The 25627-nt window shown below is 45.4% G+C and carries 22 protein-coding genes; 17 read left to right on the forward strand and 5 right to left on the reverse strand.

The genetic code is table 11. The features are described from left to right. The first annotated feature begins 82 nt into the window (after positions 1-82). From purM to purD, 4 genes are all read left to right on the forward strand, one after another. Entirely contained in the window at positions 83-1123 is a 1041-nt protein-coding gene (gene purM / locus LG307_RS02060; protein WP_404447460.1) for a phosphoribosylformylglycinamidine cyclo-ligase, read from the forward strand. Then, entirely contained in the window at positions 1120-1710 is a 591-nt protein-coding gene (purN, locus tag LG307_RS02065; protein ID WP_404447463.1) for a phosphoribosylglycinamide formyltransferase, read from the forward strand. Before purM ends, purN begins: the two co-directional genes overlap by 4 nt. Further along, the gene (purH, locus tag LG307_RS02070; RefSeq protein WP_404447466.1) at positions 1707-3236 is read left to right on the forward strand and encodes a bifunctional phosphoribosylaminoimidazolecarboxamide formyltransferase/IMP cyclohydrolase; all 1530 of its coding nucleotides are present in this window, start codon (positions 1707-1709) and stop codon (positions 3234-3236) included. Before purN ends, purH begins: the two co-directional genes overlap by 4 nt. A 222-nt stretch (positions 3237-3458) precedes the next feature. After that, on the forward strand, positions 3459-4730 hold the full coding sequence (purD, locus tag LG307_RS02075; RefSeq protein WP_404447469.1) for a phosphoribosylamine--glycine ligase: 1272 nt from the start codon (positions 3459-3461) through the stop codon (positions 4728-4730). Here purD and LG307_RS02080 read toward each other — a convergent pair. Together LG307_RS02080 and LG307_RS02085 are read right to left on the reverse strand one after the other, a co-directional pair. Further along, positions 4705-4809 (reverse strand): EYxxD motif small membrane protein, encoded by a 105-nt coding sequence (locus LG307_RS02080; RefSeq protein ID WP_326929576.1) that lies wholly within the window; start codon positions 4807-4809, stop codon positions 4705-4707. The two genes, purD and LG307_RS02080, sit on opposite strands and share 26 nt — an antisense overlap. 98 nt (positions 4810-4907) lie before the next feature. After that, entirely contained in the window at positions 4908-5228 is a 321-nt protein-coding gene (locus LG307_RS02085) for a DUF2892 domain-containing protein (protein ID WP_404447471.1), read from the reverse strand. 199 nt (positions 5229-5427) lie between these two features. On the opposite strand from LG307_RS02085, the gene LG307_RS02090 reads away from it, so the two are divergent. The 3 genes from LG307_RS02090 to LG307_RS02100 are packed head-to-tail and all read left to right on the forward strand — an operon-like array spanning position 5428 to position 8586. Further along, a complete protein-coding gene (locus LG307_RS02090; RefSeq protein ID WP_404447474.1) occupies positions 5428-7173 on the forward strand; it encodes an adenine deaminase C-terminal domain-containing protein in 1746 nt (581 codons plus the stop codon). A gap of 45 nt (positions 7174-7218) precedes the next feature. Beyond that, positions 7219-8247, forward strand: coding sequence for a DUF3048 domain-containing protein (locus LG307_RS02095; RefSeq protein WP_404447476.1), 1029 nt, complete (start codon positions 7219-7221; stop codon positions 8245-8247). 27 nt (positions 8248-8274) lie between these two features. Beyond that, positions 8275-8586, forward strand: a complete 312-nt coding sequence (locus LG307_RS02100) for a YerC/YecD family TrpR-related protein (RefSeq protein WP_404447479.1) — start codon at positions 8275-8277, stop codon at positions 8584-8586. 493 nt (positions 8587-9079) lie between these two features. Here LG307_RS02100 and LG307_RS02105 read toward each other — a convergent pair whose 3' ends face one another. Continuing rightward, a complete protein-coding gene (locus LG307_RS02105) occupies positions 9080-9241 on the reverse strand; it encodes a phage holin family protein (protein ID WP_404447480.1) in 162 nt (53 codons plus the stop codon). Positions 9242-9512: 271 nt separating this feature from the next. Here LG307_RS02105 and LG307_RS02110 point away from each other — a divergent pair, with 271 nt between their 5' ends. The 6 genes from LG307_RS02110 (at position 9513) to LG307_RS02135 (ending at position 18376) form a co-directional block, all read left to right on the forward strand. Next, positions 9513-10202, forward strand: coding sequence for a heptaprenylglyceryl phosphate synthase (locus LG307_RS02110; RefSeq protein WP_404447483.1), 690 nt, complete (start codon positions 9513-9515; stop codon positions 10200-10202). 149 nt (positions 10203-10351) lie between these two features. After that, the gene (pcrA, locus tag LG307_RS02115; RefSeq protein WP_404447485.1) at positions 10352-12655 is read left to right on the forward strand and encodes a DNA helicase PcrA; all 2304 of its coding nucleotides are present in this window, start codon (positions 10352-10354) and stop codon (positions 12653-12655) included. 34 nt (positions 12656-12689) lie between these two features. After that, positions 12690-14696 carry an NAD-dependent DNA ligase LigA gene (gene ligA / locus LG307_RS02120; RefSeq protein WP_404447487.1) on the forward strand — a complete coding sequence of 669 codons (2007 nt, stop codon included), beginning with the start codon at positions 12690-12692 and terminating at the stop codon, positions 14694-14696. Between the two features lie 12 nt (positions 14697-14708). Next, positions 14709-15860, forward strand: coding sequence for a CamS family sex pheromone protein (locus LG307_RS02125; protein WP_404447489.1), 1152 nt, complete (start codon positions 14709-14711; stop codon positions 15858-15860). Between the two features lie 162 nt (positions 15861-16022). Next, positions 16023-17567, forward strand: a complete 1545-nt coding sequence (gene pruA / locus LG307_RS02130) for an L-glutamate gamma-semialdehyde dehydrogenase (protein ID WP_404447491.1) — start codon at positions 16023-16025, stop codon at positions 17565-17567. 146 nt (positions 17568-17713) lie between these two features. Further along, complete coding sequence (locus LG307_RS02135) at positions 17714-18376, forward strand: DUF4397 domain-containing protein (protein ID WP_404447493.1); 663 nt, start codon at positions 17714-17716, stop codon at positions 18374-18376. 48 nt (positions 18377-18424) lie between these two features. Here LG307_RS02135 and putP read toward each other — a convergent pair whose 3' ends face one another. Next, on the reverse strand, positions 18425-19933 hold the full coding sequence (gene putP, locus LG307_RS02140; RefSeq protein ID WP_404447496.1) for a sodium/proline symporter PutP: 1509 nt from the start codon (positions 19931-19933) through the stop codon (positions 18425-18427). Positions 19934-20442: 509 nt separating this feature from the next. On the opposite strand from putP, the gene gatC reads away from it, so the two are divergent. From gatC to gatB, 3 genes are read left to right on the forward strand one after another with little or no spacing between them, the layout of a single operon-like run. Then, positions 20443-20733 carry an Asp-tRNA(Asn)/Glu-tRNA(Gln) amidotransferase subunit GatC gene (gatC, locus tag LG307_RS02145; protein ID WP_404447498.1) on the forward strand — a complete coding sequence of 97 codons (291 nt, stop codon included), beginning with the start codon at positions 20443-20445 and terminating at the stop codon, positions 20731-20733. Between the two features lie 29 nt (positions 20734-20762). Beyond that, positions 20763-22220 carry an Asp-tRNA(Asn)/Glu-tRNA(Gln) amidotransferase subunit GatA gene (gatA, locus tag LG307_RS02150; RefSeq protein WP_404447500.1) on the forward strand — a complete coding sequence of 486 codons (1458 nt, stop codon included), beginning with the start codon at positions 20763-20765 and terminating at the stop codon, positions 22218-22220. 16 nt (positions 22221-22236) lie between these two features. Then, on the forward strand, positions 22237-23667 hold the full coding sequence (gatB, locus tag LG307_RS02155; protein ID WP_404447503.1) for an Asp-tRNA(Asn)/Glu-tRNA(Gln) amidotransferase subunit GatB: 1431 nt from the start codon (positions 22237-22239) through the stop codon (positions 23665-23667). A gap of 293 nt (positions 23668-23960) precedes the next feature. Here gatB and LG307_RS02160 read toward each other — a convergent pair whose 3' ends face one another. Further along, entirely contained in the window at positions 23961-24848 is an 888-nt protein-coding gene (locus LG307_RS02160; protein WP_404447505.1) for a D-alanyl-D-alanine carboxypeptidase family protein, read from the reverse strand. 232 nt (positions 24849-25080) lie between these two features. On the opposite strand from LG307_RS02160, the gene LG307_RS02165 reads away from it, so the two are divergent. Next, positions 25081-25620 carry a hypothetical protein gene (locus LG307_RS02165; RefSeq protein ID WP_404447507.1) on the forward strand — a complete coding sequence of 180 codons (540 nt, stop codon included), beginning with the start codon at positions 25081-25083 and terminating at the stop codon, positions 25618-25620. Positions 25621-25627: the final 7 nt, after the last annotated feature.

Consider the following 25627-nt stretch of genomic DNA (forward strand, 5'->3'; position numbering starts at 1 on the left):
ACTTTTTTAAAAAAAGCTTACAAAAAAGCGGCGGGATTCTTAAGATTCGTCGCTTTTCCATTGGAAGGGAGATACAACACATATGGCAAATGCATACAAGCAAGCGGGTGTAGATATAGAAGCGGGCTATGAAGCGGTGACGCGTATGAAAAAGCATGTGGCGAGAACGATGAGGCCAGAAGTGATGGGGGGCCTTGGCGGATTTGGAGGCCTGTTTGACCTATCGGCAGTAAATGTAAAAAACCCGGTCCTTGTATCCGGTACGGACGGTGTCGGCACAAAGCTGATGCTTGCTTTCCAGCTCGACAAGCATGACACCATCGGGGTGGATGCAGTTGCGATGTGTGTGAACGATGTTGTCGTGCAAGGAGCAGAGCCGCTTTATTTTCTGGACTATATTGCATGCGGAAAAGCGGTGCCGGAGCGAATCGAGGCCATCGTAAAAGGGATCGCAGACGGCTGCGAGCAAGCGGGCTGTGCCTTAGTAGGCGGCGAAACGGCGGAAATGCCTGGCATGTATGATGACTCCGAATACGATCTTGCCGGTTTTACAGTTGGCGTGGTAGACAAGGAGCGTTTGATTAATGGTTCCCAAATAGAGCCGGGCAACGTGTTGATTGGACTTAGCTCAAGCGGGATCCATAGCAATGGCTACTCGTTGGTCCGCAAAATTGTTTTTGAAAAAGGCAAACTGGACCTTGATGCGAAGTACGATGGCTTTGCCGGGACACTCGGCGAAGAGCTGCTGACTCCTACGAAAATTTATGTGAAACCGATTCTTGAAGTTTTAAAAAAGTACGACATTAATGGAATGGCTCATATAACAGGCGGTGGATTTATCGAAAATATTCCGCGCATGCTACCGGAGGGCTTGCAAGCTGAAGTGGATTACGGGACATGGCCGATTCCACCGATTTTCGACCTTTTACAAGAGGTTGGCGAGCTGGATCGTAAGGAAATGTTCAATATTTTCAACATGGGCATTGGCATGGTGCTTGCGATCAACGAAGAAATTTTACCACAGGTAGTTCGGATTCTTGAAGCTAACGGAGAGAAGGCCTACTTGATTGGGCGTGTAAAAGAGGGCGAGGGCATCACGTTTGGCGGAGGAGAAATCCGATGACAAAGAGAATCGCCATTTTCGCATCAGGGAGCGGCTCCAATTTTCAGGCGATCACGGATGCGTGCCGAAAAGGCTTGCTCGATGCCACACCGGCATTGCTTGTGTGTGACCGGCCAGGTGCCTATGTGGTGGAACGTGCGACTGCAGCGGACATTCCCTATTTCGCATTTGCGCCAAAAAGCTATCAAACGAAAGTAGAATTTGAAGATCACATCCTCCAGGAGTTGGCGCGATATGAAGTGGATTTCATTGTGCTGGCAGGCTATATGCGTCTGATCGGCCCGACACTTCTTGACGCTTATAAAGGGAAAATCGTCAATATCCATCCTTCCCTTTTACCGGCGTTCCCCGGCCTTGATGCAGTCGGTCAAGCGCTCGAGTATGGTGTTAAATTGACAGGAGTGACCATTCATTTTGTGGATGAAGGCATGGACACCGGTCCCATCATTGCGCAACACACGATTGAAATTGGCCCGGACGACACACGTGAAAGTTTAGAAAAGAAAATACATGAGATTGAACATACATTTTACCCGAAAACCTTACAACAACTTTTTACAGTCAAAGGAGAGGCAGCGATACGATGAGAGCATTAGTGAGTGTTTCCAATAAAGAGGGCATCGTCCCATTTGTACAACAATTAGTGGACCTAGGGGTGGAGGTTATCTCTACTGGCGGGACCAAAAAAGTATTGCAGGATAATGGTGTGAAGGTCATCGGCATTTCTGAAGTGACAGGATTCCCTGAAATCCTGGATGGCCGTGTAAAAACATTGCACCCGATGATCCATGGTGGATTATTGGCGATGCGTGACAACGAAAGCCACAAAGCGCAGCTTGAGGAGCATGGAATTACCCCGATCGACTTGGTTGTGGTAAACCTTTACCCATTTAAAGAGACGATCTCTAAAGCGGACTCCACCTTTGAAGATGCCATTGAAAACATTGATATCGGCGGCCCGACGATGCTTCGTGCAGCAGCAAAAAATCACAAGGACGTTGCAGTTTTAGTAGATCCGGTTGACTACGAGGGCGTTATTTCGGAGCTAAAAGAAAGCGGAAAAGTCGAGGTGGCAACACGCCGCCGCCTTGCTGCCAAAGTATTCCGCCATACAGCAGCATATGACGCGATGATCTCTAACTATCTGACAGAAGCGGTGGAAGAAAAGCACCCGGAGTCCCTGACTGTTACATTTGAGAAAAAACAAGACTTGCGTTACGGAGAGAATCCACACCAACAGGCAGCTTTCTACCAAGCGCCATTAGCATCGGAATTCTCGATTGCATCAGCTGAGCAGCTTCACGGAAAAGAATTATCCTACAACAATATTAATGATGCAGATGCGGCATTGCAGATTGTAAAAGAGTTCACAAATCCTGCAGTCGTTGCGGTTAAGCATATGAATCCTTGCGGAGTGGGCACTGGTGCAACAACGGTGGAAGCGTACCGTCGTGCATATGAAGCAGATCCGGTATCCATTTTCGGAGGCATCATCGCTTTCAACACGGAAGTGGATAAGGAAACGGCAGAACTTTTACATGAATTATTCTTAGAGATTGTCATTGCGCCGTCCTTCAGTGAGGATGCGTTCGCTGTCTTGAAGCAGAAAAAGAATATCCGTCTGTTATTGGTTGATATGAACGGGGCAGGTGTGATGCAGTCCCGCATGGTATCCGTTCGCGGTGGTCTGTTGGTGCAGGATGAGGATCAGTTCGGCTTAGAAGATGCGACTGTTTCTGTTCCAACCAAGCGCGAGCCTACAGAGCAAGAGTGGGCAGATCTGAAGCTTGCATGGAAAGTCGTGAAGCATGTGAAATCCAACGCTATCGTGCTTGCAAAAGAAGGGCAGACCGTCGGCGTTGGAGCAGGACAGATGAACCGCGTTGGCGCTGCCAAAATTGCCATTGAGCAGGCTGGCGAAAAAGCGGTAGGTTCCGCACTAGGATCTGACGCATTCTTCCCAATGAACGACACAGTCGAAGCAGCCGCAAAAGCCGGCGTAACAGCCATCATCCAACCGGGCGGCTCCATCAAAGACGAAGACTCCATAAAAAAAGCCGACGAATACGGCATTGCGATGGTATTTACAGGGATGAGACATTTTAAGCATTAAAGGAAGTTGTCCATCTGGAATTTGAGACTCGCCCGTGATTAGCCAGTTTCCCCTGTTGACTGAAGTGCAAGGTGTGAGACTCCGGCGGGAGGTAGCGGTAGACTTGAGACCCCACAGCGTAGCGAGGAGGCTCAAGCACCGCCCCGCGGAAAGCGAACACCTGGAACGAAAGGAAACAGGGAGTTAACGAATAAATCCCTCAACACGTCAGGAGGAAAAACCATGAAAGTATTGGTAGTTGGAAAAGGCGGACGCGAACACGCCATCGCCTGGAAATTCGCACAAAGCCCGTCCGTAACCGAAGTCTTCATCGCTCCAGGAAACATCGGCATGGAAGCAGTCGGAACCCTAGTACCCATCCAAGAATCCGACACAAACTTCTTAATTAATTTTGCAAAAGAAAACCAAATCGACCTCACCATGGTCGGCCCGGAAGTACCTTTACTGAACGGAATTGTCGACGCATTCCAAGCGGAAGGACTTCAAGTATTCGGACCAACCAAGGACGCAGCTCTCATAGAAGGAAGCAAAGGCTTTGCCAAAGATCTCATGAAAAAATACGGCATCCCAACAGCTGGCTATGAAACGTTCACAGATTATGAAGAAGCAAGAACGTATATAGAAGGCAAAGGTGCACCAATTGTTCTGAAGGCCGACGGATTGGCGGCTGGAAAAGGTGTAGTTGTAGCAATGACAGATGAAGAAGCGTTGGAAGCGGTACGCGAAATGTTGGCAGAATCAAAATTCGGGGAAGCCTCTTCCAAGCTGGTTGTCGAAGAGTTCCTTGAAGGGGAAGAATTCTCGTTTATGGCATTTGTAAATGGCGAGAAGGTTTATCCGATGGTGATTGCACAAGATCATAAGCGCGCTTTTGACGGAGATATGGGACCAAATACAGGGGGCATGGGAGCGTACTCGCCAGTGCCGCAAATTCCAAACTCAGTGTTGGAAGAGGCATTGGAAACGGTGTTGCTTCCAACTGCAAAAGCAATGGTGAACGAAGGACGTCCATTCGTAGGTATTTTATATGCTGGATTGATTTTAACAAAGCAAGGTCCAAAGGTGATTGAGTTTAATGCTCGCTTTGGGGATCCGGAAACGCAAGTGGTGCTGCCAAGGCTTGAATCAGACTTAGCGGAAGTACTGACAGGGGTTTTGCGCGGAGACGATGAGCTAGAGCTTAAGTGGTCGGATCAATCGGTGGTTGGGGTAGTGATGGCTTCCAAAGGATATCCGGAAGCATATGAAAATGGTGCGGTTATTGAAGGGACAGATCAAGTGGAAGATAGTTTTGTTTTCCATGCCGGCACAGAAGGACGAGCAGGAAAGCTGGTAACAAACGGCGGCCGTGTGCTGTTAGTCGCTGCACAAAGCGACAGCTTAGCGCAAGCACAGAAAAAAGTGTACGAAGAGATGCGCAAAGTATCATGCGATCATCTATTCTATCGCAAAGACATCGCCAACAAAGCTATTGCGTCCGGCGTTTCTTCTTAACAAACACGTACAAAATAGCCACAATACCACCAATAATCGTCGCCAACACAAACGACATATCCGTTAAATACTCAAGCATTTTTCATACCTCCTTAAATAGTTCGACGTGAGTGAAGAAAACCCTTTGGGGGTCTGACCCCCAAAGGTGTTTTTTTTTCATTTTCCAACTTTCCCCCCTCAAGAAGGGTTGTAGGAGTCGGCACCGCTGTCGCCGCCGTTTGCTTTGGCTTCAAAGTCGTCGAAGTCGAAGTTGTAGTGGTTGTTTTCGCTGTTGTGGTCGTTGCGGTATTCTTGGAAGCGTTCGAATCCTGCTGTTAGCGGGCAGTAGCGCAGGATGCCTTCTGCGATTTTCATGCCGGCGAGCAGGGCAACAAGTTTGTAAGAGTCGCGGTGTGGGCGTCTAACCATTTTACTTGTGATCCATGCTAGTGTTGCAAATCCTGCTGTGATGCGGATCATCGCGTTGATAATGCTGATATTTGGTCTCACTTTCATCATAATCCCTCCAAATTTTTCTTCTAACGGTATTTTACCGAAGTAAAGTTAAATCAATTTTCACATAATTATCAAGAACGGTAATGCAAGGGAGACTCTGTTATGGTAACATGGTAAAAAGAGGTTATATCACGATAATATTTACTCAAAATACTATACAGATGGTACAAAAAACAATGTCACAAAGAGTGGGTGATAAATCATGCATGAACAAGCATATAGATGGAAAAACAAAAAAATTCGAGAACAGGTTGCCGTCATTGACGGGAAACAGGCACCAACCTTGGTTCTGACAAATGCGACATACTTAAATGTGCAATTAAAGTCTTGGATGACGGCAAATATCTGGGTCTATGAAGATCGAATTGTCTATGTAGGGGACCAGTTGCCGACAAACACAGAGAACACAGAAATGGTCAATTGTAGCACGCAATTCCTGGTACCGGGATATATTGAACCTCATGTTCATCCGTTTCAACTTTATAATCCCCTGTCCTTTGCGCAATATGCATCTAAATTAGGAACGACCACCTTCGTCAATGACAACTTGATGCTTACTTTGCAGATGACAAAAAAGAAAGCGTTTTCTTTTATTGAAGAGATGAATAAATCGGCTGCGACAATGTATTGGTGGTGCCGATTTGATGCGCAGACAGAGATTAAGAATGAGGATGAAATTTTTTCAACTCGGAATATCAAAAGTTGGCTAGATCACCCTCTTGTTATGCAGGGCGGAGAATTGACAAGCTGGCCGAAGTTGATGGCAGGGGACGATTTGATTTTGCATTGGGTTCAAGAAGCGAATGCGCGGAGAAAGCCTGTAGAAGGTCATTTTCCGGGTGCATCGGAAAAGACGCTGACCAAAATGCAGCTGCTTGGCATCCACAGTGACCATGAGGCAATGAACGGTGCGGATGTTATCAAACGAATTTCCCAAGGGTATCACGCTTCCTTGCGTTACTCGTCCATCAGGCCGGATCTTCCGTTAATTTTAGAAGAGCTTGAAGCTTCAGGCATAAAATATTATGACCAGACTTTTTTCAACACAGATGGCTCTACCCCGAGCTTTTATGAAAGCGGTATCATGAACCGGACCATCTCCATCGCCTTGGACAAAGGAGTCCCGGCAATAGAAGCGTACCGGATGGCCTCTTATAATGCAGCAAAGCATTTTTCCATGGATAAGATGCATGGAAGTATTGCACCAGGCCGGATAGCAAACATCAATTTCCTGAAGGCAAAAGAAGAACCGACGCCGGTATCCGTCCTTTCAAAGGGAGTATGGGTGACACGGGACAACGAACCAGTCAAGGAAGCTTTTCCTGCCCAGGATTGGCCAGCACTTGGCTTAGAGCCGATGAAGCTCGGTTGGGAGTTAAGCATGGATGATTTACAATTTTCGATGGCACTTGGGATGGAAATGGTCAACGAAGTGATTATCAAGCCATATACTATCTCAGTGGATGTATCAGGTGATAGCTTGTCCACAGCCCATGATCAGTCGTATCTTATGCTGATCGACCGTAAAGGAAAGTGGCGCGTGAACACGATCCTGAAGGGATTTGGCTCGCATGTCCAAGGGTTTGCGAGTTCCTATTCCAATACCGGAGACATAGTCTTGATAGGAAAAGACAAAGATGCGATGCTGAAAGCCTTTCAACATATGAAGGAATTGGGAGGGGGTATGGTGCTGGTGGAAGATGGGGAAGTCATTTGCGACATTCCATTACCGCTGGCAGGAGGATTGTCGGATTGCAGCATGGAAGACCTGATGAAGCAGGAAACAGAACTGCGCAATCAGCTGTTTGAAAGAGGCTACAGTTTCAATGATCCGATCTATACATTGCTATTTTTATCCTCTACACATCTTCCTTATATTAGAATAACACCTAGAGGAATATACGATGTGATGAATAAAACGGTACTCTTTCCGTCAATAATGCGTTAAAATATAAAAGTATGTAAAAATACTAAAGGTTGTGTTTGTGTTAGGATGAGTAGGAAAAAGATGTTGTTATTGGCAAGCCTCATGCTGTTGTTGGCAGGTTGCCAATCCAATAACGAAAATGATATTGATTCTAGTCAAGAGCGAAGTGAAGAGACCACAGAAGTGGCGACAGAGATTTCCGAAGGGATGGAGCAAGCACCGTTAACTGGAGAAATGGTGGCAGACAAGGTAAAGGCGCGTCCTGTTGCTGTGATGGTTAATAATGATAGCAAGGCGAGGCCACAATCGGGACTGCATAAAGCAGACATCGTTTTTGAAGTGCTGGCAGAAGGGGACATTACTCGGCTACTTGCCATTTTTCACAGTGAAATGCCTGAAACCATCGGACCTGTCAGGAGTTCAAGAGCGTATTTTGTTGATCTGGCAAAAGCATATGATCCTTTGTATGTTTTCCATGGCTGGAGTCCTGGTGCCAAAGAGAAGATAGAAGCAGGAGAAGTGGATGGAATAAACGGACTGACCTATGATGGAACGCTTTTCAAACGAGCAAGTTTCCGCAAGGCGCCGCATAATTCATACATCAGTTCAGCGAATATCCAAAAAGGCGCAGAGCAGTTGAACTACGCAACCAAAGCGGAGGTCGAACCTTTTGTGTTTTTAAAAAAGGGGCAGATCAATCCTCTGGAGGGCACCGCTTTAGAACAAGTCAAAATAGAATACTCATCTAGACAGGTAACACATGTTGAATATAGATACGATGCTGAACAAAAAGCATATGTCCGCTATAGTGGCGGGGAGAAACATATGGACCTTGAAACAAAGGAAGAGCTAGTGGCACATAACGTTTTTATTGTTGAAACGTCCCATCTAGTGGTAGACAAACAGGGCAGAAGGGAACTTGATCTTACATCAGGCGGCAGCGGGGTGCTCATTCAAAATGGAGAGCGCTTCGATGTGGAATGGAAATCGGTGGACGGCAAGATCCTTCCTTATAAAAATGGCGAACAGGTCCCACTTGTCCCAGGAAAAACATGGATTCAGATCATTCCAGATTTTAATAAGGTCACATACTAGTCTTACTAAGCAAAGGAGAAATTAATTATGCAAATAAATAAACTACGTGGAAAAGAACTGGATCAACTTTTTGAATCTGTTCTTTCTTTAAAAGATATGGAAGAATGCTATCGATTTTTCGATGACCTCTGTACCATCAATGAAATCCAATCCTTGGCACAGCGCCTAGAGGTGGCAAGAATGCTGAGAGAGGGTTTCACGTATCATAAAATCGAGACGGAAACTGGCGCAAGCACAGCAACAATCTCCCGTGTGAAACGTTGCCTGAACTACGGTAACGACGCTTACGAAATGGCGCTTGAGCGTATTGCAGGAGAAAAGAAAACAGAAGAAGTGTAAAAAGTTAAGGTGGCCCGCTGAAGGTAAAGCGGGCCACCTTTTTTTTGTGGATGGCTTCCCGTTCATTGGGAGGAACTCCATAAAAAGTCTAATAGAACGGTTCTATAAGCCCGAACGGAGGGGCCCCCCATGAAAAGTCTAATAGAACGGTTCTATAAGCCCGAATGGACGAGAACCCCCATAAAAAGTCTAATAGAACGGTTCTATACGCCCGAACGGAGGGGCCCTCCCCATGAAAAGTCTAATAGATCGGTTCTATACGCCCGAACGGAAGGAATCTCCCCATGAAAAGTCTAATAGAACGGTTCTATAAGCCCGAATGGACGAGAACCCCCATAAAAAGTCTAATAGAACGGTTCTATACGCCCGAACGGGAAGGGAACCCCCATAAAAAGTCTAATTGGACGGTTCCTCTTACACTCCCCAACCACACACTAAAAACCGCTTCTTATTAAGAAGCGGTTCCACCAAAAATCTTTTATCAAACCGGGCATCACCGATAAAACGTTTCTTGGTTTGATTTTACTTGGTCGACTGTTTTAGTTGATGCGGAAGGATCAGTAGTTCTCCTTCTTCTTTTTCCGAAATAATCCACGATAGCACCGAACGCCAAGAGAATAGCGAAGCCGATAAGAAACCATAGCCACATAGGCATGTTGGACACCTCCTTATCACATCATATTTTGATTCGATTGCGATATGCATGCATCTATCAAAAAACAACTATTTTCCTAAGCTCTACTAAAGATGTTAGTTATGTAATTCCCCGCTAGACAAAAGAAATAACAGGTCACAGAAAAAATAAAACTTTTGGTCTAACGGAAAAGGTCGTAACTTCCAGTCGACAATCTCTGTTTCTCTTTTTCGTATTAGCGGGGATTTTGCTATAATAGGGGAATGGAAAATTAGAATGGGGGACGTTTGCAGTGTTAAAGGAAATACGTGAGTGGAAGCACGTTTTTAAATTGGATCCAAACAAAGAGATATCGGACGAAGATTTAGAGCTTGTGTGCGAATCCGGAACCGATGCCATCCTGGTCGGCGGTACGGATGGGGTCACGCTTGATAATGTGCTGAGCCTGATGAGCAGGGTGAGAAGATATTCGTTGCCGTGTGCATTGGAGGTTTCCACCATCGAATCGGTCACACCGGGATTTGATTTTTATTTTATCCCAAGTGTGTTGAACAGCAGAAAGACAGAATGGGTCACAGACCTTCACATAGAAGCGCTAAAAGAGTACGGCGATATCATGAACTGGGAGGAGATAGTGGCGGAAGGATACTGCATCCTGAATGCCGATTGCAAAGCTGCCAAGCTGACAGACGCAAAAACCGACCTCGACAAAGAAGATGTCATCGCCTACGCAAGACTTGCCGAGAAAATGTTTAATCTGCCTATCTTTTACTTAGAATATAGTGGTACGTACGGGGACGTGGAAATCGTCCAGGCGGCCAAACAAACGCTAGAAAAAACACAACTCTTCTACGGAGGCGGCATCTCAACTGCAGAGCGCGCCAAAGAAATGGCAGCACACGCAGATACCGTCGTAGTAGGGAACGCAGTCTACGATAACTTAAAAGAAGCCCTAAAAACAGTAGACGCTGTGAAAAATTAGTAGTAGCCAGATATCTTAGCTGTTGATTGAAGCCCAGTGCGGAAATCAAACAGCGGTGGATCGCAAAGATTTTAAAATTAATAGTAATTCACTACACAATTTAGTATGATAGAAAATAAGAACATATGTTTGTTGGGACGGTGAAAAATATGCAATATCTTAGTCAGAGGCTTCTTGAGGGACTGAACCCCATGCAAAAAGAAGCAGTGAAAAAAATGGACGGACCCCTACTCATCATGGCCGGAGCGGGAAGTGGAAAAACAAAGGTGCTTACGCATCGAATCGCCTACCTGATGGCCGAAAAACAGGTAGCGCCATGGAACATCCTTGCGATCACTTTTACAAACAAAGCGGCCCGCGAAATGAAAGAGCGTGTAGAAAAACTACTCGGACCGGCCGCAGAAGACATCTGGATCTCCACATTCCACTCCATGTGTGTACGAATCCTGCGTCGCGACATCGACCGCATCGGAATAAACCGTAACTTTACTATCCTTGATACGACAGACCAGCTGTCAGTCATTAAAAATATCTTAAAAGACCGCAATATTGATCCGAAAAAGTTTGAGCCCAGGACCATTTTAGGTACCATCAGCTCTGCAAAAAATGAACTGATGAATCCGGAGCAATACGCAAAACAGCCACTTGGTCCATATGAACAGCAAGTGGCGGAAATCTATACAGACTACCAAAAGAGACTGAAAAAGAACCAGGCGCTCGATTTTGACGACTTGATTATGACAACCATTCACCTATTCAAGCGTGTGCCGGAAGTGCTGGAATATTACCAGCGTAAGTTTCAGTATATCCATGTGGATGAGTATCAGGATACGAACAGAGCACAGTATACATTGGTCAACCTTTTGGCGGACCGCCTGAAAAACCTTTGTGTGGTAGGGGATTCTGATCAGTCTATCTATCGCTGGCGCGGCGCGGATATCGCTAATATCCTTTCTTTTGAAAAAGACTATCCGAACGCGGAAGTGGTGCTCCTAGAACAGAATTATCGTTCTACGAAACGCATTTTGGAAGCGGCGAACCGTGTAATAGATAATAACATCGGCCGTAAAAAGAAAAACCTTTGGACGGAAAACGATGAAGGGCAAAAAATAATCCATTATCAGGCTGATTCTGAGAAATCGGAAGCACAGTTTGTAGTCGGGAAAATGCGTGAATTGATGCGACAAGACCCAACACGCACCCTTGGCGACTTTGCAATTCTTTACCGCACAAACGCGCAGTCCCGTGTGATGGAGGAAATGCTTCTCATGTCCAACATCAACTACACGATCGTCGGCGGAACCAAGTTCTACGACAGAAAAGAAATCAAGGATATCCTGGCATATCTCCGCCTGATTGCGAATCCGGACGATGACATCAGCTTGCAGCGAATCGTCAACGTACCAAAGCGCGGCATCGGAGCAACCACCGTTGATAAGATTGCCAATTACGCAGCACAGCATGATATCTCCATTTACACTGCCCTTGCAGAAGTAGACCTAATTGGCGTCAGCGGCCGTGCTACTTCCCAATTGAAGGAATTCCGCTCGCTGATTGAAGGCTATGTGCAGATGCAGGAGTACATCTCGGTGACGGAACTAGTGGAAGAGATTCTTGAAAAGTCAGGATATCGTGACATGTTGAAAGCCGACAAAACGATTGAATCCCAAAGCAGACTTGAAAACATTGATGAGTTCTTGTCTGTTACGAAGAACTTTGAAGAAAAATACGACGACAAGAGCTTGGTTGCGTTTCTGACAGACCTGGCATTAGTTGCCGATATTGATAAATTGGATGACGAAGATCCAGCCCAGCAGGAAGGGGTTATTTTAATGACACTTCATGCTGCAAAAGGACTGGAGTTCCCGGTTGTATTCCTGATTGGTATGGAGGAAGGGGTATTCCCACACAGCCGTTCACTGTTTGAAGAAGCGGAAATGGAAGAGGAACGCCGCCTTGCATACGTTGGAATCACGCGTGCGGAAGAGCAGCTGTTCATCACAAATGCGCAAATGCGTACCTTGTTTGGCCGTACGAACATCAACCCACCTTCCCGTTTTATAAAAGAGATACCGGAAGACTTGCTAGAAAGCGAAGAGAACAAAGAAGCTGCATCCCGCCCAACGCCATTTGGTGGACGTGGATCAAGTTTTGGAGGCCCTACGTCTCCGTTTGGTGGAGGATCTGCAGCAGGAAGAGGGAGAGCGGCAACTCCTGTTTCCCAAACTGCCCGACGTACGACAGCCCCATCCCGTGGACTCACTGCAACAGGCGGAGAGAGTTTGGATTGGATGGTTGGAGACAAAGCGGAGCATAAAAAATGGGGAGTCGGTACCGTTGTCAGTGTCAAAGGAGACGGAGACGGCAAGGAGCTCGACATTGCGTTCCCAAGCCCAACAGGAATAAAACGCCTTCTAGCGAAATTTGCGCCTGTTACCAAGGTTCAACAATAGATGAAAACCGCCAAATCAGAAAGGACGACATTGCATGGAAAGAGAACAAGCTGAAAAACGGGTTCGCGAACTGCATGATGTACTGAACCAATATAACTACGAATATCATGTGCTGGACAAACCATCCGTTTCAGATGCCGAATATGACTCCCTTTTACAGGAGCTATTAACGCTTGAAAAGGATAATCCCGAATTGCAAACAGCGGACTCCCCGACCCAGCGTGTGGGAGGAAATATACTCGAGATGTTCAATAAAGTCGAGCACCGCACGCCGATGCTCAGCCTTGGCAATGCCTTCAATGAGGACGACTTACGTGACTTCGACCGCCGCGTCAAACAGGCTGTCGGTGATGATGTGACATATGTGTGTGAATTGAAAATTGACGGCCTGGCAGTCTCCCTGCGCTATGAGGACGGCCTGTTCGTCCTTGGGGCCACCCGTGGAGACGGGACAACTGGTGAGGATATCACCATGAACCTTAAGACCATTAAATCCATTCCGTTGCGTTTAAAAGAACCGGTGACGATGGAGGTTCGCGGAGAAGCATACATGCCGAAGAATTCTTTTGAGAAACTGAATGCGGCAAAAATGGAACGCGAAGAAGAGCCGTTTGCCAACCCGCGTAATGCGGCGGCAGGCTCTCTACGCCAGCTTGATCCAAAAATCGCTGCCTCCCGTAACCTGTCCGTGTACGTATACAGTCTTTCAGACGCTGGTGAAGCAGGTGTGGATTCTCACAGTGAGGCGTTGGATTATCTGGATAAGCTCGGCTTTAAAACAAATACCGAGAGAAAAGTGTGCTCATCAATCGAAGAAGTTCTCGAATATGTCACAGCTTGGCACACAAAACGACCTGATCTATCGTATGATATAGACGGTATCGTTATTAAAGTGGATAACACCGAGCATCAGGAACAACTTGGTTTTACCGCAAAGAGCCCTAGGTGGGCCATTGCGTACAAGTTTCCTGCAGAGGAAGTGACCACAAAGCTTTTAGATATTGAACTGAATATCGGCCGAACAGGTGTGGTGACACCAACGGCTATCCTTGAGCCTGTCCGTGTAGCGGGTACAACGGTACAACGAGCGTCCTTACATAATGAAGACCTCATCCGTGAAAAGGACATTAAACTTGGCGATACGGTCATTGTCAAAAAAGCCGGAGACATCATCCCGGAAGTGGTGAATGTACTTGTTGAGCAAAGAACCGGCGAAGAACGTGACTTTACGATGCCGACACACTGCCCGGAATGTGAGAGTGAACTGGTCCGTATTGAAGGGGAAGTGGCCCTGCGCTGCATCAACCCGAAATGTCCGGCACAGATTCGCGAGGGATTGATTCATTTTGTATCCCGTAATGCCATGAATATCGATGGTCTTGGCGAAAAGGTGATTGCCCAACTTTTCCGAGAGAACTTGATCGAGGACGTGGCAGACCTTTATAAATTAACAAAAGAACAGCTTTTGGAGCTAGAACGGATGGGCGAAAAGTCTGCAGATAACCTGATTTCTGCTATTGATAAGACCAAAGATAACTCGTTGGAGCGTCTTTTGTTTGGTCTTGGAATTCGCCTGGTAGGAGCGAAAGCAGCCAAAACCTTGGCACAGGAATTTGACCATATGGACAGACTTGCAAGCTTGACGAAAGAAGAGCTTACTGCAATTCACGAAATTGGCGACAAGATGGCCGACTCCATTGTGACCTATTTTGAACAGCCGGAAGTGGCAGAACTCCTTTCAGAGCTAAAAGAACTTGGCGTCAACATGGCCTATAAAGGGCCGAAGCCTGTAAGTGCGGAAGATGTGGATTCTTATTTTGCTGGAAAAACGATCGTCCTGACAGGAAAGCTGGAAGAAATGTCACGAAATGATGCGAAGGCGGCCATTGAGCAGCTTGGTGGAAAAGTGACCGGAAGCGTCAGCAAGAACACGCATTTAGTTATTGCTGGAGAAGAGGCCGGCTCTAAGCTTACAAAGGCCCAGGAGCTTGGAATAGAAGTTTGGAACGAAGCACAAATGCTTAAGGAAATACAATCATAAGAGGTGTTGGAAGTGAAAAGGTTTTTGTCGTTGCTCCTTGTTGTTTCTCTTTTTGCCACCGGATGTGTGCCAGGCTTCGAGAAGCAGGAAGAAGTGGTACAAGATCCAGCGCAGCAGGAAAACACGGAACAAGCTATTGTTCCTAGATATAAAATATCAGATGACTATTATCAAACAATTCTTCCTTATAAGCCAGGGGAAACCCGCGGCCAAATCGCCCCGCGCCTAAACAGCCGGGTCGATGTGGAGGAGCTGGAAACCGGATTGATGAGAATGGCGCAGGAGGTATTCCCTTCTGACAACTATTTGTATCAGGAAGGACAGTATATTAAGCGTGGCGTTATTAGAAGCTGGTTAGGACGAGTAGACCCTGATGATAAGGAAACGGATGGGTTAAATCCTCCTTTGATTCGCGGCGTTGATACAGAAGATACAAACGAAAAAAGTCCCATCTACTTAGCACATGTGCAAGAACAAAACTATCTTGTCCGCAAGGGAGAAGATCAGGTGGAACTTGGCGGGGTTTCCATTGGAATTGCCTTGAATTCTGTCCATTATTATAATTTGACGGATAAAGAAGGCGGGTATCCAAGGGAATATGTGATTCCAGATGACGAACTGGAAGCCGAGGGAAAGAAAATAGCAGAAGAAATAATAAAAAGAGTCCGCGGCATGGAAGGGCTGGAGAATGTTCCGATTATCATTGGATTGTATAAACAGAGCCCTGCCAATTCCGTTGTTCCAGGAAGCTTTATTGCAAAAGCAAATGTGGCAACTGGCGATAATTCGGTTGGTAAATGGGAAGAAGTGAACGAAGAATATCATCTTTTCCCAAATAGTGATACCACCGAATTATATCGTGATGATGCCGTTCGATTTGAGAATTTCAAGTTGGATATTGACGACTATTTTCCAAACCATACAGGTGTCATCGGCAAAGGTTATTACCGTGACGGCGAACTTCAACAGCTTTCCATTGAAGTGAATATGGAGTTTAACGGAAAAGCCGAGTTGATTGGATTCACTCAATATGTAACGGGACTTGTGGTCGAGCACTTCCCGAACTATATCAATCTACAAGTGTCCATTTCTTCCATCAGCGGCGAAGAAGCGCTGATTGTAAGGGATGCCGGGTCTGAAAAACCGTTTGTTCATATCTATTAATGTTGCCAGAACCTTCTATTCTTTGATGGGATAGTAGGTTTTATTTTACCCTCCATTATTTTCTTCCTATTAGAATATAAACAATATTTGAAAGACTAGTAATGATAAGGTAGAATGAGAATTGTATGCAAGCGCTTTAGAATGCAAAGGAGGGCGAATGTAATGGTATTACCTTACAAACATGAACCATTTACTGATTTCACTAATGAGGAAAACAAACAAGCTTATCTTGAGGGCTTGAAATTGGTGGACTCTTATTTAGGACAAGATTACGACTTAATCATTGGTGGAGAGCGTGTTACGACAGACGATAAAATCGTATCCGTGAACCCTGCAAATAAAGAAGAGGTTGTTGGTCGTGTGTCAAAGGCGGATCGTGACTTAGCTGAGAAAGCGATGCAGGTTGCAGACGAAACGTTCAAAACGTGGCGTAAAGTGAAGCCAGAAGTAAGAGCAGACATCTTGTTCCGTGCGGCAGCAATCATTCGCCGTCGTAAGCACGAATTCTCTGCACTTTTAACAAAAGAAGCAGGTAAGCCTTGGAATGAAGCGGACGCAGATACAGCGGAAGCAATTGATTTCCTAGAGTACTATGCGCGTCAAATGCTTAAATTGAAAGACGGTATGCCTTTAGAAAGCCGCGTTGGCGAATATAACCGTTATAACTATATTCCACTAGGTGTAGGTGTCATCATCTCTCCATGGAATTTCCCATTTGCAATCATGGCTGGTACTGCAGTAGCGGCGATTGTAACGGGTAACACAGTACTACTGAAGCCAGCATCTACAACCCCGGTTGTTGCAGCTAAGTTTGTAGAAGTAATGGAAGAGGCTGGCCTGCCTGCTGGCGTACTTAACTTTGTACCAGGCAGCGGTGCTGAAGTAGGGGACTACCTAGTAGACCACCCACGTACTCGTTTCATCTCGTTCACAGGATCTCGTGACGTTGGTCTAAGAATCTATGAGCGTGCTTCTAAAGTGAACCCTGGCCAAATCTGGCTGAAGCGTGTCATCGCTGAAATGGGTGGAAAAGATACGATTGTGGTTGACAGCGAGGGCGACCTTGAGTTGGCAGCACAATCCATCGTAAAATCTGCATTCGGTTTCTCCGGTCAAAAATGTTCTGCGTGCTCCCGTGCGGTAATCGTGGAAGATGTGTATGATCAAGTATTGAACCGTGCAGTAGAATTAACAAAAGAATTGACAGTTGGCGACCCAACAGAAAACCACTACATGGGACCTGTTATCGACCAAGCTGCTTTTGATAAAGTAATGAAATATGTTGCTATCGGAAAAGAAGAAGGACGCATTCTTGCAGGTGGAGAAGGAGACAACTCCAAAGGATTCTTCGTTCAGCCTACAATAGTAGCTGATGTGGATCCAGAAGCTCGTTTGATGAAAGAAGAGATTTTCGGACCGGTTGTAGCATTTGCAAAAGCAAAGGATTTCGATCACGCGCTTGAGATTGCGAACAACACGGAGTACGGCTTGACTGGAGCGGTTATTACAAACAACCGCGAAAAAATCGAGCAGGCTCGTGAAGACTTCCACGTAGGTAACCTTTACTTCAACCGTGGATGCACAGGTGCAATCGTTGGATACCAGCCATTCGGCGGATTTAACATGTCTGGAACGGACTCCAAAGCGGGCGGTCCTGACTACCTATTGCTTCACTTGCAAGCAAAAACAACATCTGAAACATTGTAATTATTAATAGAAGGAAGCTGATACCTAGTGGTGTCAGCTTCTTTTTTGTGGATAGAAATTTTAATTGCTACTTTTTTACATATTTTCCACACGATCCTTTCATACTAACAAATGTGTTCAAATTTAGTGAAAAAAGGAGACGTAAGATGAAGAAATTCCTTAGTATTTTAACGGTGTTGCTGTTTGTTTTAGGTGGAGTGAGCAACTTGGCTGCAGCTACTGCAAGCAATAAGGAAGATGCACAAGTCCGTATCCTGCATGCATCCCCTGACGCTCCGGCTGTGGACGTATATGTGGATGGAAATGTGGCGGTTGAGGGTGCAAAGTTTAAGGATGCAACTGATTATTTAATGCTTCCGGCAGGACCGCATAAAGTGGAGATCTTTCCTGCAGGAAAAAAGGATCAAGCTGTGATTGCTCAGCAGCTTGAAGTAGAAGGCGGCAAGGCGTACACGGTAGCGGCTGTTAACAAGCTTGCAAGCCTTGAAATGATTGCAGTCGAGGATACGAGAAAAGCACCTAAAGGAAAAGCGTTCACGCGCGTAGGTCATCTCTCTCCAGATGCTCCAAAAGTGGATGTAGGAGTCATCAAAGGAGATACTGTATTCAGTGAACTATCTTTTAAAGACATCTCTGTATATCAAGAATTAGAGCCTGGAACGTTCGATTTGGAAATCAGAACACCTGATAAAAAACAAGTTCTAGACCTCTCTGGAACAAAGCTTGAAAAAGATACAGTGTATAGTGTGTTTGCAGTAAATACTGCTGATAAATTAGAAGTGATTGTGTTGGTGGATAGCGAGAAGTAAACAAAAAGAGAACCCGTCCAAGTTAACGGGTTCTCTCTTTTTTATAAATTAATCTTCTTTATTCTGTTCTGTTTCCATTGTTTCTTTCATTTCCGTAAAGCCTTCGCGTACTTTTTTACGCGGGAAGTTTGTAAGGTAACTCACGACAATTACGGCAATTGTACTTAGGATGAATCCTGGGATGATTTCATATAAGAAATCGGTTAATGGTTCGCCATTAATGCTGAATGGACCATAAATCCATATAAGTACGGTAACGGTACCGACTAGCATCCCCGCAAGGGCACCCCAACGGTTCATGCGTTTCCAATATAGACTCAGAATTACGACTGGACCAAATGCCGCACCAAAGCCAGCCCATGCGTTACCTACAAGGTTAAGGATGGTATCATTTGGTGTCAGAGATAGCGCAATGGCGATAAGGGCAACGATAAGAACGGAGATACGTCCAATCAATACAAGCTCTTTATCCGATGCTTCCCGGCGTAAGAATGTTTTATAAAAGTCTTCTGTCAGCGCACTAGATGTAACAAGTAGCTGAGAAGAGATAGTACTCATGATAGCAGCTAAGATTGCTGCAAGTAAGAATCCGCTGATTAGCGGGTTGAACAAAAATTGAGAGAAAACAATAAAGATGGTTTCTGAATCCGCCAATTCCATTCCTGTACGGTTCACGTAAGCAATACCTACAAGACCTGTTGCCATCGCACCGATGATGGAAACGATCATCCAGCTCATTCCGATACGACGAGCAGCTTTAAAATCGCGGATGGACTTGATTGCCATAAATCGAACGATGATATGAGGCTGTCCAAAGTAACCTAAGCCCCAGGCAAGTAAAGAAATGATTCCAAGCACGGTTGTCCCTTTAAACATATCTAAGTATGTTGGATCGATGGAACGTACTTCATCAAGCGTTACACCAACACCGCCTAAATCAGTAAAAGCAACAATTGGCACAAGTACTAAGGCAAGGAGCATGATGACACCTTGTACAAAGTCAGTTAAACTAACTGCCAAGAATCCTCCGAACAATGTATAAGCGACAACTACACCGGCTGTTACAAATAAACCAGTTCTGTAGTCTAATCCAAATGCACTATCAAATAGTGTACCACCAGAAACTAAACCTGAAGATGTATAGAGAGTGAAGAAAATGATGATGACAATCGCTGATACGAAGCGTAAAATGCGAGTACCATCATAAAAACGGTTTTCAAAGAAATCTGGGATTGTAATGGAGTCATTCGCAGTTTCTGTATAAACCCTTAAACGAGGTGCAACGACCAGATAGTTCACATATGCCCCGATTGTAAGCCCGATTGCGATCCACATGCTGGATACACCAGTTGCATACATGGCACCGGGTAGACCCATCAGCATCCAACCACTCATATCTGATGCCCCGGCAGATAATGCTGTTACTCCAGGTCCTAATTGACGACCACCAAGCATATAGCCTGAAATATCATCTGTAGACGTTTTATAGGCATATAATCCTATTCCTAGCATGGCAATGAAGTAAAGCGCTAGGGAAATAAATACTCCTGTTTCCACAATATCAACTCCTGTATTGTCTTTAATTTTCTTTTAACATCAGCAATTTCGGCGCCCCAAATTGCTATCATAACGGTTACGAGTATCTAAGCTAACAAAGTATTTCCCTTAATTCAAGCGACTGAAACCTTTTTTAATAGGAAGAAAAACACGCTATCCCTTGATACAATGGGCATACTTCCCACTTGACAAATAATTAAAGTAAAACTATTCAGAATTATCAAACACGTAATATTGCTGTAATATTTGCAACCCAATGCACTATCACTCTTCCCAGAATGTCCACTTATTTTTCCTCATAAATCCCGAAACATACCACACAGGAGAAAACCTTTGAGTCGGAGAGAGGAGGGGGGTTGCTTTAGTGTTCTAAAGCGGTGAGGGTCAGACCCCTCTTTACCCAACTAAAGAAATTTTCACCAATATCCCGTGAGAATTGCTTGTGGGGGTTAAAGTTTAGTATGATAGGGGTATTGTGCAAGTTCGAGTTTTTGTGGAGGTGAAAGAGGATGTCACGTATTTCGGAGGATCAGGTGAAGCATGTGGCGCATTTGGCCCGTCTTGCGATCAGCGAGGATGAGGCAATTATGTTCACAAGTCAATTAGATGCAATTATTTCATTCGCGGAGAAGCTGAATGAATTAGATACAGAAAATGTTCAACCAACTTCCCATGTTCTACATATGAAGAATGTTATGAGAGAAGACGTTGCGAAAGAAGGTCTGCCGGTGGACGAGGTATTGAAAAATGCCCCAGATCACAAAAACGGCCAGATTCGCGTACCAAGCATTATCGAATAGGAAGAGTGAAGAGTAAGGAGGGAAACCCCATGTCATTGTTTGATAAAAAGCTATCGGAATTACATAGCCTTTTACATAAAAAAGAAATCAGCGTATCTGACCTTGTCGATACATCCTACAAACGTATCAACGAAGTCGACGATAAAGTACAAGCATTCTTGACACTTGACGAAGAGAATGCCCGTAAATATGCAAAAGTCCTTGACCAAGCGTTAGGGCTAGAAAAAGACCATGGCCTATTATTCGGCCTTCCAATCGGCGTGAAAGATAACATCGTCACAAAAGGGATCCGCACAACAGCGGCGAGTAAAATCCTTGGTGACTTCAACCCGATCTACAATGCTACCGTAGTTGAAAAGCTTAACCAAGCGGAAGCTGTCACCATCGGTAAAATAAACATGGACGAGTTTGCCATGGGTTCTTCCAATGAAAACTCAGCCTTTGCGGCAACGAAAAACCCTTGGGACCTTGAACATGTTCCAGGTGGATCAAGCGGTGGTTCTGCAGCGGCAGTAGCAGCAGGGGAAGTATTCTTCTCCCTTGGATCAGATACCGGTGGATCGATCCGTCAGCCTGCAGCATTTTGTGGAGTTGTCGGTTTGAAACCTACATATGGACGCGTTTCCCGTTACGGTTTGATTGCTTTTGCATCTTCTCTTGATCAAATCGGACCAATCACACGCACGGTAGAAGACAATGCCTACCTTTTACAAGCGATTTCTGGAATTGACCCAATGGATTCCACGTCCGCAAACGCCGACGTCCCTGATTTCCTTTCCAGTCTGACAGGTGACATCAAAGGCTTGAAGATCGGTGTACCTAAAGAATATTTGGCAGAAGGCGTTAGCGAAGAAGTGCGCCAATCTGTTAAAGATGCGTTAAAAGTATTGGAAGGACTAGGAGCAACGTGGGACGAGGTATCCCTGCCGCACTCCCAATATGCTTTGGCAACGTACTATCTATTGTCTTCATCAGAAGCATCCGCGAACCTTGCCCGTTTTGACGGCGTTCGTTATGGCTACCGCACGGATAATGCGAAGAACCTTATTGATATGTACAAGCAGACGCGCAGTGAAGGCTTCGGACCTGAAGTAAAGCGCCGTATCATGCTTGGAACTTACGCACTTAGCGCAGGACACTATGATGCTTATTATGTAAAAGCACAGAAGGTTCGAACGCTGATCAAGCAGGACTTTGAAAACGTGTTTGAAAAATATGATGTGATCATCGGACCAACTACGCCGACTCCAGCATTTAAGGTGGGCGAAAACATGAAGGATCCACTCACGATGTATGCAAATGATATTCTGACCATACCAGTCAACCTTGCGGGCGTCCCGGGAATCTCCGTGCCAGCAGGCTTTGTGGACGGGCTTCCAGTCGGCTTGCAGATCATTGGAAATCATTTTGACGAGAGCACTATTTACCGCGTTGCCCATGCGTTCGAGCAGGCAACCGACCATCATAAAAAGAAACCACAGCTGTAAGGGGTGAAAAACAGACATGAATTTTGAAACGATTATTGGCCTTGAAGTACACGTAGAATTAAAAACAAACTCCAAAATCTTCTCGGCAAGTCCGAACGAATTCGGCGCGGAACCGAACTCCAACACAAGCGTCGTGGAACTTGGCTATCCGGGAACCCTGCCTGTACTGAATAAGAAGGCAGTGGAATACGCGATGAAGGCAGCAATGGCATTGAATTGTGAAGTGGCAACCGACACCAAATTCGACCGTAAAAATTACTTTTATCCGGACAATCCGAAAGCTTACCAGATCTCTCAACATGACAAACCGATTGGGGAAAACGGCTGGATTGATATTGAAGTGAACGGAGAGAAGAAGCGCATAGGTATCACGCGCCTTCACCTGGAAGAAGATGCAGGAAAACTGATGCACACAGGCGACGGCTATTCCCTTGTCGACTATAACCGTCAAGGAACACCGCTTGTGGAGATTGTATCGGAGCCAGATATCCGCACACCGGAAGAGGCGTATGCTTACCTGGAAAAGTTGAAATCCATCATCCAATACACAGGCGTTTCCGATTGTAAAATGGAAGAAGGTTCTTTGCGTTGTGATGCGAATATTTCCTTGCGTCCAGTCGGCCAAGAGAAGTTCGGTACAAAAGCGGAACTAAAAAACTTGAACTCCTTCAACTTTGTCCAAAAAGGACTGGAGCATGAAGTCGTTCGCCAAGAAGAGGTTCTTTTAGCGGGCGGAGTGATCGAGCAGGAAACTCGCCGTTATGACGAGGCGACGAAAAAGACAATCTTGATGCGTGTAAAAGAAGGATCCGACGATTACCGTTACTTCCCGGAGCCGGATCTTGTAGCGCTTCACATTGATGATGACTGGAAAGAACGCGTTCGCGCAGACATCCCGACCCTTCCAGACGAGCGCAAAAAGCGTTACGTCGAAGAGCTAGGACTTCCTGCATACGACGCGCAAGTACTGACCATCACAAAAGAAATGTCCGATTTCTTTGACGGGACAGTAGAAGCCGGTGCAGATGCGAAGCTTGCTTCCAACTGGCTCATGGGCGAAGTTTCTGCGTATCTGAACGCCGAAAACAAAGAACTTGATAATACAGCCTTAACGCCAGAAGGACTTGCAGGTATGATCAAGCTCCTAGAAAAAGGCACGATTTCATCGAAAATTGCCAAGAAAGTTTTCAAAGAACTAATCGAAAACGGCGGCGATGCAGAGAAAATCGTGAAAGACAAAGGCTTAGTCCAAATTTCGGACGAAGGCACTCTTCGTAAAATGGTCGGGGAAACATTGGATGCAAATCCTAAATCCGTCCAGGACTACAAAGAAGGAACAGAACGTGCCATCGGCTTCCTTGTCGGCCAAATCATGAAAGCTTCCAAAGGCCAGGCAAACCCTCAAATGGTGAACAAGATCTTGATAGAGGAAATTAAGAAGCGATAAGTGTTTTTGTAGAACCCCAATGCTGGATGTTGGGGTTCTATTTTATTTGGTCATTGTAAAGGGGGAGTGGCTGAGATTAGTGAGTGTTGTGCGAAATTTGCCAGGGTTTGTCGAATGGCATTTATATGGACTAAAGTGGCTTATAAAATGAAAAGTTGGCTCATAAATTTAAAACTTGGCTTATAAACTCAAAAGTTGGACAATAAACTCAAAACTTGGCTCATAAATCAATGTCGCCAAGTCCAAACACACAAAAAAAGAGCCGCAAATGCGCACTCTCCATACCTATTCACCTAAAACTCCCTAACATCCCCCATATATTCCTCAAACGTAAGCCCTTTCTCGTAAATTTCCCCAGCGACCTCCACTCCCACATACCTGAAATGCCACGGCTCGAACGCATAACCCGTAATATTGGTTTTCCCTTTCGGATAGCGCAAAATAAAGCCATAATGATGGGCGTTCTCAGCAAGCCACTTGCCTTCAGCTGTCCCCTCAAATGCCTCCACTAACTCAAGCCCCACACTCTTCGCGGTAATATCCATCGCAAGTCCAGTTTGATGCTCACTTGTCCCAGGCAGCGCCACATAAAGAACGGCTTGCTCATATCCGAATGTAGCTACCTCATTTTTAAAAATAGCCTCCTGTGTTTCATAAGAACGAAAGCCGGAACGTGCATAAAGCTCGATGCCTTCACCCTTCGCAACGTTGAACATGACCTCAAGCGACTCAGCTGCCTCTGCGCGCAGTTTCGAACGGTCGCTGTTTTCATCACCAAAAGAGAACGGCACATTTGGCTTAATCAAGTCCCCCGGACGGTACCCTTCCGGAAGCGACCAGAATTTATTGACCATGACATTCATTGCGCCTGGATTTGCCACAACTGGGATTGCTTCAGGCTCCGAAGGTTCTTCCGGCTTTTCCTCGTCTGCCGGTTCCACAGGTTCCTCCTCAGTCTCAGGCTCTTCTTCTAGCTCTTCCGGTACGGCAACCACTTCGCTTTCCTTTTCAAAAAAAGCCTCCCACGTCTCTTCCTCCACCACCGTCACGACCGGCACGGCCAATTTGCCAACATGAGGACTTCCTACCATTGTTTCTTTTTCTTCGAATAAACTATCTAAACTGCTGCAACCTGCCAACAAGCCGAGGCTCACGCCGCATAAAATTCCTTTTTTTAGCATAAGTAATAGTTTTCCCCTTTTATATCGTTTATGATGAAATAGGTAAAAGTTTGTAAATTACTACTATTATTTTACACCTATCCTCTTCTTAGAAAAAGGTAGAAAAATAGAAATGTTTTTGAAACCTTTAGGAGATTTGACCCGTATATAATAGCGGAAGGAAATTTTGGAAGGAAGATCAGGATTCCAAAGGAGATTACTTTCAATACAACAGGAAAGGAAACGATGGCCTATGACGTTGTTTGGATTGGACATGATGACCCTTTATTTTTGGTGCCTCATCATCTTTGGCGGCTTGACGCTGATTTATGTTTTATTATCTGATGTGGTGGACGGGATATTTGACGTGTTCCCTATTGATCCAGCTCTTATCTTTTCATTCTTTACCGTGTTTGGAGCAACAGGCTATCTGGTCGAAAAATATTCGCCACTATCAGGATTGCTGGTGTTGGCCATTGCCACCGTCCTCGCACTTCTACTGGTCATTTTGCTTCATGTCTTTGTTTTTGTACCAATTAGATCCGCTGATTCTTCACTTGGTTATACAGATGATGATTTAAAAGGAAAGCTTGCAAGAGTAATCATCTCTGTGCCAAAAGACGGATTTGGGGAAGTGGTACTCAGCATCGGGGGAAGCACCGTTTCACGATCTGCACAGAGCTTTGAAAATGAGGAAATCCCTTATGATACGGAAGTCCTGATCATCGACGTCCAAACCGGAGTGGTCTCTGTCACTCCATACGAAAAGGTATTAGAAAACTATAATAAATAGGGGGAAA

The organism is Sutcliffiella horikoshii, from assembly GCF_044809035.1.
GTDB lineage: Bacteria > Bacillota > Bacilli > Bacillales > Bacillaceae_I > Sutcliffiella_A > Sutcliffiella_A horikoshii_G.